General features: G+C 65.5%; 7 protein-coding genes and 1 pseudogene. 5 read left to right on the forward strand and 3 right to left on the reverse strand.

Annotated features, from left to right (window positions below; translation table 11 throughout):
• The 4 genes from DBR20_RS13865 to DBR20_RS13880 all read left to right on the forward strand — a co-directional run.
• Positions 1-2,020 (forward strand): ribonucleoside-diphosphate reductase subunit alpha (locus DBR20_RS13865; protein WP_258223358.1); only part of this gene is annotated, 2,020 nt, incomplete at its 5' end.
• A 108-nt stretch (positions 2,021-2,128) separates the two neighbouring features.
• Positions 2,129-3,169 carry a ribonucleotide-diphosphate reductase subunit beta gene (locus DBR20_RS13870; RefSeq protein ID WP_108266580.1) on the forward strand — a complete coding sequence of 347 codons (1,041 nt, stop codon included), beginning with the start codon at positions 2,129-2,131 and terminating at the stop codon, positions 3,167-3,169.
• 13 nt (positions 3,170-3,182) lie between these two features.
• The gene (locus DBR20_RS13875) at positions 3,183-3,662 is read left to right on the forward strand and encodes a flavodoxin (RefSeq protein ID WP_229979871.1); all 480 of its coding nucleotides are present in this window, start codon (positions 3,183-3,185) and stop codon (positions 3,660-3,662) included.
• Positions 3,634-3,960 carry a thioredoxin family protein gene (locus tag DBR20_RS13880; protein ID WP_108266582.1) on the forward strand — a complete coding sequence of 109 codons (327 nt, stop codon included), beginning with the start codon at positions 3,634-3,636 and terminating at the stop codon, positions 3,958-3,960. Before DBR20_RS13875 ends, DBR20_RS13880 begins: the two co-directional genes overlap by 29 nt.
• Positions 3,961-4,056: 96 nt before the next feature.
• On the opposite strand, the gene DBR20_RS13885 is transcribed toward DBR20_RS13880, so the two are convergent.
• Positions 4,057-5,388: an Nramp family divalent metal transporter gene (locus DBR20_RS13885; RefSeq protein WP_108266583.1), complete on the reverse strand. Its 1,332-nt coding sequence runs from the start codon at positions 5,386-5,388 to the stop codon at positions 4,057-4,059.
• A gap of 116 nt (positions 5,389-5,504) precedes the next feature.
• On the opposite strand from DBR20_RS13885, the gene mntR reads away from it, so the two are divergent.
• On the forward strand, positions 5,505-5,981 hold the full coding sequence (mntR, locus tag DBR20_RS13890) for a manganese-binding transcriptional regulator MntR (protein ID WP_108266584.1): 477 nt from the start codon (positions 5,505-5,507) through the stop codon (positions 5,979-5,981).
• Positions 5,982-6,043: 62 nt separating this feature from the next.
• On the opposite strand, the gene DBR20_RS13895 is transcribed toward mntR, so the two are convergent.
• Both DBR20_RS13895 and DBR20_RS23200 read right to left on the reverse strand, forming a co-directional pair.
• A complete protein-coding gene (locus DBR20_RS13895) occupies positions 6,044-6,592 on the reverse strand; it encodes a thioredoxin-like domain-containing protein (RefSeq protein ID WP_108266585.1) in 549 nt (182 codons plus the stop codon).
• Positions 6,582-8,081: pseudogene (locus DBR20_RS23200) on the reverse strand (TonB-dependent receptor); the annotation flags it as partial. The pseudogene DBR20_RS23200 and the gene DBR20_RS13895, both read right to left, overlap by 11 nt.

Consider the following 8,081-nt stretch of genomic DNA (forward strand, 5'->3'; position numbering starts at 1 on the left):
CAACCGCTTCTACGACGTCAGCCTGAAGTACGGCTCCTTCGTGGGCCTGCAGGAAAGCCTGGCCGACCGCGGCATCTACAGCAACGACATCCTGCGCTGCTACTCGAAGGAAGAGCTGCAGCAGGCCGGCGAGATGATCGACCCCGAGCGCGATCGTCTGTTCGCCTACAACGGCCTGTACCTGCTGGCCACGCGCTATCTGGCCACCGACCGCAGCCGCGAGGTGTATGAGCTGCCGCAGGAGCGCTGGCTGACCATCGCCCTGTACCTGATGCAGAACGAGGGCGGGCCGGGGGAGAGCGGCCGCGTGCGCCGCATGCAGCTGGTGGGCGAGGCTTACTGGGCATTGTCCAACCTGTACATGACGGTGGCCACGCCGACGCTGGCCAATGCCGGCAAGGTCGGTGGCCAGCTGTCGAGCTGCTTCATCGATACCGTCGATGACAGCCTGCAGGGCATCTATGACTCCAACACCGATATCGCCCGCGTGTCCAAGCACGGCGGCGGTGTGGGTGCGTACCTGGGTTACGTGCGCAGCAGTGGTGCGCCGATCCGCGGCGTGCCCAACTCGTCCGGCGGCGTCGTGCCGTGGATCAAGCAGCTCAACAACACCGCGGTGTCGGTCGACCAGCTCGGCCAGCGCAAGGGCGCGGTGGCGGTGTACCTGGACATCTGGCATCGCGACATCGAAGCCTTCATGGACCTGCGCCTGAACAACGGTGACCAGCGCCTGCGCGCGCACGATGTGTTCACCGCCATCTGCGTGCCCGATCTGTTCATGGAGGCAGTCGAGCGCCGCGCCGACTGGTACCTGTTCGATCCGCACGAGGTGAAGCAGGCCAAGGGCTGGTACCTGCAGGATTTCTACGACGAGAAGCGTGGCCAAGGCAGCTTCCGCGACCGCTACGCCGAACTGGTGGCCGACGAGCGCATCAGCCGTCGCACGGTGAAGGCGATCGACCTGTTCAAGCGGATCATGCTCAGCCAGCTGGAAACCGGCAATCCGTTCCTGTTCTACCGCGACGAAGTGAACCGGAAGAACCCGAACAAGCACGCGGGCATGGTCTATTCCAGCAACCTGTGCACCGAGATCCTGCAGAACATGAGCCCGACGCGGATGATCCAGGAGATCGTCAGCGGCGACCAGATCGTCACCACCCGCCGTGCCGGTGACTTCGTGGTCTGCAACCTGTCATCGATCAACCTCGGCCGTGCCATCACCGCCCCCGAGGATCTGCTGGCCACGGACGTGCTGGAGCGGTTGATTCCGATCCAGGTGCGCATGCTCGACAACGTGATCGACCTCAATGCGCTGCCGGTGCCGCAGGCCACCATCACCAACCGCAAGTACCGCGCCATCGGCCTGGGCACGTTCGGCTGGCACCACCTGCTGGCACAGCAGGCGATCCACTGGGAATCGCCCGAGGCCGAGGAACTCTCCGATCGCCTGTTCGAACGCATCAACTTCCTGACCATCCAGGCCAGTGCGCAGTTGGCCAAGGAGAAGGGCAGCTACCCGATGTTCGTCGGCAGCGACTGGCACAACGGCAACTATTTCCGTGACCGCGATTACAGCGGCGCGGCCTGGGACAGTCTTGCACGCGAGGTGGCGAGCAACGGCCTGCGCAACGGCTGGCTGCTGGCAGTGGCGCCGAACATGAGCACCGCGCAGATCGCCGGTTCCACCGCGTCGATCGATCCGATCTACAGCGCGTTCTACTACGAGGAAAAGAAGGACTTCCGGCGGCCGGTGGCTGCGCCCGGGCTGTCGCTGGAAACCTGGCCGTACTACGAGAAGGGTGCCTACAAGGTCGACCAGTTCGCCAGCGTGCGGCAGAACGCGCGCCGCCAGCGCCATGTGGACCAGTCGATCAGCTTCAACCTGTATGTGCCGAGCACGATCCGCGCCAGCACGTTGCTGGAGCTGCACCTGAGTGCCTGGCGGGAAGGGCTGAAGACCACCTACTACGTGCGCTCCAACGACATCGACATCAGCGAATGCGAGTGGTGCTCGAGCTGATCGCTGCACCCCAGCCGCGGTAGCGCCGGACCATGCCCGGCGAGCGCACCGCGCGGCCACCGTACATTCCGCCGGGCATGGCCCGGCGCTACCTCTGCAGGAACGACCATGGCAACACCCCTCGACCGCATCAAGATCCTCGAACCGCGCCACCCCAACCGCAGCACCGGCATCATCAACGGCCGCACCAGCGGCATCCTGAACTGGAACGACATTCCCTACCCGTCGTTCTATCGCGCCTACAAGGAGCTGTCGACCAACTTCTGGATCCCCGACGAGGTGGACATGAAGGTGGATGCACGCCAGTACGGCGAGCTCAACGCGCGCGAGAAGAACGCCTACGATTCCATCATCGGCCTGCTGGCTACACTTGATTCGCCGCAGACGCGTTTCATCTACAACGTCGCCGAGTACATCACCGACCCGGCCGCGCACGCCAACGCGGCGATCATCGGCCAGCAGGAAGTGATCCACAACGAGAGCTACAGCTACGTGCTGGCTTCGATCACCGACCTGCCGAACCAGAACCGCATCTTCGAGATCGCCCGCACCCACCCGACCATCATCAAGCGCAACGCGCCGATCATGGGGGCCTACGACGACTTCATGCGCGAGAAGACCGCCGAAACCCTGCTGAAGTCGTTGATCCAATCCTCGATCCTGGAAGGCATCAACTTCTATTCCGGCTTCGCGTACTTCTACAACATGGTGCGGCAGAACCGCATGAACGGCACCGGCAAGATCATCAGCTTCATCAACCGTGACGAGCTGGCCCACACCAAGTTCATCAGCGAGCTGATCCGCGCCATCATCGGCGAGAACCCGGAGCTGCAGACCAACGAGCTGACCGCCTACGTGCACCAGTCGTTCGAACATGCCATCGAACTGGAAACACAGTGGTCGGCGGAGGTGCTGGACGGCATCGACGGCATCGACGTGGACGAGATGGTGCGCTACGTGAAGTACCGCGCCAACAAGATGGCCGGCATGCTCGGCATCGAGCGCCTGTACAGCGACACCACCGACAACGTGATGCCGTGGATCAAGGCGTACGCCGACAACTTCACCGAGACCAAGACCGACTTCTTCGAGATGCGCAATGCAAGCTACAAGAAGACCAACGTCGACAACGGCTTCGACGAACTCTGAGCGCGGCCCGGCGCTGCGCATCCTGATCGTGGTGGCGTCGCTCAGTGGCAACACCCGCGAGCTCGGCCGCCACATCGCCGAGCGTTGCCGGGCCGCAGGCCACGCCGTGCACTGGCAGGACGCCGACGACCTGCGCCAGTGTCCGCCGCTGCCGGTGGACGAGGCCGACCTGGTGCTGCTGGGCTGCTGGACCGACAACGCCGGGCGCACGCCGTCGGAGATGAAGGCCTGGGTGGCAGGTATCGCCGAACGCGGCCAGCGACCGCGCCAGGTGGCGGTGTTCGGCACCGGCGAAACGCAGTGGGGGCAGGAGTACTACTGCGGTGCGGTGCACCGGCTGATCCGCTATTTCCACAGTAGCTACCCGCCGCTGGAGATCGAACAGATGCCACATGGCCGGCGGCATGCCACGGCCATCAACAGCTGGACCGACGCGGTCCTGGATCATTACTGGAGTACCACCGATGCAGATCATCGACGCCACCACGCCTGAGCAGTTCCAGCAGTTGCTGGCCGACCATCCGCGCGTGCTGGTGGACTTCCACAAGGACCAGTGCCCGGGTTGCCGGATGCTGGACATGTCGCTGCAGCGGGTGGCCAGCGGCACTGCAGGGCAGGGCACGACCCTGCTGCGGGTGCAGCTGGAAGTGGTGGGCGAGGCGTTCTTCCGCGATCTGGGGCTGCGGCAGACCCCCACGCTGTCGCTGTTCCTGGACGGTGACGAACGCATGCGCATGCCGGGCTTCCAGTCGCCGCAGCAGATCGAAGCGGCGATCGCGGAGTTCCTGTAGCGCCGGCCAGTGCCGCATCCACGCATGGCGTGGATCTACTGCAGGTCGCCATCGGTAGCGCCGGGCCATGCCCGGCGGATTCCCACGGCGCGCCGATCAACCGCCAGCGAACGTATCCACCAGCAACTTCACGTTCAGCACCACGATCACCAGCGCGATCACCCAGGCGATGCCGCCCAGCCAACGCGGGGCAACCAGCGCGCCCATCGTCACCTTGTCGGTCACGATCCGTACCAGCGGGATGATTGCGAACGGCAGTTGCATCGACAGCACCACCTGGCTCAGCACCAGCAGCTTCACCGCGCCTTGGTCGCCGAACAGCATGATTACGACCACCACCGGGATGATGGCCAGCGCACGGGTGATCAAGCGCCGCAGCCACGGCGGCAGGCGCAGGCGCAGGAACCCTTCCATGACGATCTGCCCGGCCAGTGTCGCCGTCACAGTGGAGTTCAGGCCGGACGCGAGCAGCGCCACTGCGAACAATGTCGAGGCCAGACCCACGCCCAGCATCGGCGCCAGCAACTGGTGCGCCTGCTCGATGTCTTCCACATCGAAGCGGCCATTGGCATGGAACACCGACGCCGCCAGGATCAGGATGCTGGCGTTGATGAACAGCGCCAGGGTCAAGGCAACGGTGCTGTCGGTGACTGCCCAGCGCAGCGCGCTGCGACGGCCTTCATTTGTGCGTGGATAGGCACGGGTCTGCACGATGGACGAATGCAGGTACAGGTTGTGCGGCATCACCGTGGCGCCGATGATGCCGATGGCGATGTACAGCGCATGCGGATCGGTGACCACCTGCGCGCGCGGAATGAAACCGCCCAGCACCTGCATCACCGGCGGCGCGGCCAGCGCGATCTGCACCATGAAGCAGCCGAAGATCACCAGCAGCAGCGCGATCACGAAGGCTTCCAGCGCGCGGAAACCGCGGTTCATCAGCAGCAGTACCAGCAGCGTGTCCAGCGCGGTGATCACCGCGCCCCACAGCAATGGCAGGTCGAACAACAGTTTCAAGGCAATGGCCGTGCCGATCACTTCGGCCAGGTCGCAGGCGATGATCGCCGCTTCGCACAGCGCCCACAGCGCCAGGTTCACCGGCTTGGGGTAGCGCGCACGGCAGGCCTGCGCCAGGTCCATGCCGGTAGCGATGCCCAGCCGTGCCGACAACGCCTGCAGGATCACCGCCATCAGGTTGGAGATCAGGATGACCGACAGCAGCAGATAGCCGAAGCGCGAGCCGCCTGCCAGATCGGTGGCCCAGTTGCCCGGATCCATGTAACCGACTGACACCATGTAGCCCGGGCCAAGGAAGGCCAGCAGCCGGAACCACCAATGGCCTTTGTCGGGTACGGCTATCGAAGCGTTGAGCGCACCCAGGCTGGCCGGAGTGGAGGCGGCAGAATCGGTGGGTGCGACGGTGTTCATGGCTGCCAATATAGCCACTGCTATATCGCATAGCAATGTGAAACAATCGTCTTTACTGCGTCACTGGTCCAGAATTCAGGTTCGCACCCGATGACAACTGCAGGACAGGCACACGCGTGGGCAAGACGGACGATTCGACATCGCTGAAAAGCACCACCTTGATCGAGGCCGAACGCCAGGTCGAGAGCTTCCGGCAAGTGCGCGAGGCACACCGGATGGAACTGGTGGAGGACTATGTCGAGCTGATCTCGGACCTGCTGGCCGACGGCGGCGAGGCCCGCCAAGTCGACATCGCTACCCGCCTGGGCGTGGCCCAGCCAACCGTGGCGAAGATGCTTCGCCGGCTGGCCCGCGACGGTTGGGTGGTGCAGCGCCCATACCGCGGCGTGTTCCTGACCCCCGAGGGCGAGGCGTTGGCCCATGCCAGCCGCCAGCGCCACCAGACCGTGGAGCGCTTCCTGCTGGCGCTGGGCGTGGACCCGGATACCGCGCGGCGTGATGCCGAGGGCATCGAGCACCATGTCAGCGAACAGACCTTGGCGCTGTTCGACGAATTCGTGCGCAAGGCCGAGGGCGGTTCCACCGAACGGTAGCGCCGGGCCATGCCCGGCGGGCGCGTTGCCGCATCACGTATTTCGCCGGGCATGGCCCGGCGCTACCGGGGTTGAATGCCGCCAGTGGGGCAGCGCGCCTGTTCCTGAGCACACGCCCGTTTCGTCCATTCCTTCAATACCGGCTGAAGGCCTCCGTAGCGCCGCCCCTGCCAGCCATTGGCCAGCACCGAGCCCTGTGCATCGATCAGCACCAGGTTGGGCGGGGCCGGGCCCGCCAATGCCTGCAGCGCCGGCATGCGCTTCGCGCGACGCGGGTCCAGCACCGGCCACGGCATGTCCTGCAGCTGCATGTAGCGCCGCAACGCCGCCTCGCTTTCATCCAGGCTCACATACACCACTTCGGTATCGGCGCCGGCCTCGCGCAGCGCGTCGCGCACGCCGCGCAGGGTCGGCACGAACGCGTGGCAGGGCGAGCACCAGTCGGCACCGAAGTACAGCGCGATCAGCTTCGGCGGTGGCGACCACTGCACCGGCCGCAGGGAACGTGGCTCGGGCCGCATCAGCGACGCGGAGACCTGCGCGTGCAGGTCGGCCGCCGCGGCCGGCGATGCCAGTGCCAGCAGCAGTGCGGGCAGCCAGCTAGAACGCATAACGCAGGTTCACGTACCACGAGCGGGCGAAACGCGGACCGTACACGTAGTCGCTGTCGCGCAGCGCGCCGCTTTCCAGATCCTTCTGCCGCTGGTCGAACACGTTCTTGACCCCGGCCGCCACCGACACTTCCTGCTGTGCCTGCGCGCCCAGGTGGCGATGCCAGCGCGCGCCGAGATCGGTGACCAGGAACGCGCGGGTGCGGTGCAGTTCGCCCAGCCGGTTGTTGAGCACCGGCATCGATCCGGTGTGGCGCAGCGCCAGGAAGGTCTCCCAGGGTTCGGCCGGCATCCAGCTGAGCTGGGCCACGCCGGTCCAGCGCGGCGTCTTCAGGTAGTCGCGGCTGTCGATCACCGTATCGCCGCCGTCGGCGGTGTCATCGAAGATGCGTTGCGGCTCGCGGAACTGCGAGCGGTACCACGACGCGCCGGCAGTCAGCCGCCATTGCGGAGAGGGCTGCCAGCCGACGTTGGTTTCCATGCCCAGCACGTTCGAGCCGGACGCGTTGTAGCGCAGCTGTGTCAGCTGGCCATCATCGCCGCGCTGGATCTCGCCCAGCGCGAAGGTGTCACGGATGCGTGCGTAGGACGCGGTGGCATCCCAGCTCCATACCGGGTCGGCCGGGTCGGAGCGCCAGTCGAATCCGAACAGGGTGGTCAGCGCGCGCTCCTCCTTCAGGCCACGGGTGTTGCGCACGCGCACCTGTTCGCCACCGAGGGTATCGACGTGGACATCCTCGACGAAGATTTCCGGCGCACGGAAGCCGGTGGCGACGCCCGCACGCCATTTCAGCCGGGGTGTCGCCTGCCAGGCGAGGGCGATGCGCGGTGAGAACACGGCGCTGTCCAGTTCCGAACTCTTGTCCACGCGCGCACCCAGCACCAGGTCGACATCATCGCGTACGCTCCATTCGTCCTGCACGAACGCGCCGAGGTTGTGGAACGTCGCATCCTCGAGCACGGCCAGGCGCTGGCCGGCGCCATCGCGGTTGTCGTCACGCAGGCCCTCATGCTTGTACTGCACGCCGAACGCGAGCGTGTGTGCACCCAACCGCCAGTTCAACTGGCTGTCGATGTAGTGCAGCGGGTTGTGGGTGCGCCCGTACTGGCGCCACGAGCGTGACGCGGCACTGCCGGGCACGTTCGGGTCCAGCTGCGAAGGATCGTAGCCGGGCGCCGATGGATCGGTGACCACATCGCCAAGACCGCCGTAGAAGCTGTCGCGGTCGATGTCGGCGAAGGCATAGGCCAGACGGAAGTCGACGTCGCTGTTCACTTCCTGGTCCCATGACAGGCTGCCGCGGCGGTAGTTGGTATCCAGCGTTTGGCGATGTTGGCCAGGTGTTCGGGCTGGTCGAGGCGGTTGCCACCGCGACGGCTCTCATCGGTCACCTGCAGGTCCAGCCGCAGGCGCGTGCCCGGATTCGGTGCATACCAGGCCTGCAGGCCACCGACCTTGAGGTTCTTGCGGGTGATCTCGGTATAGCCG

Origin of the sequence: Stenotrophomonas sp. HMWF023 (genome assembly GCF_003060985.1) — a bacterium.
In the GTDB taxonomy this organism is placed as follows: domain Bacteria; phylum Pseudomonadota; class Gammaproteobacteria; order Xanthomonadales; family Xanthomonadaceae; genus Stenotrophomonas; species Stenotrophomonas lactitubi.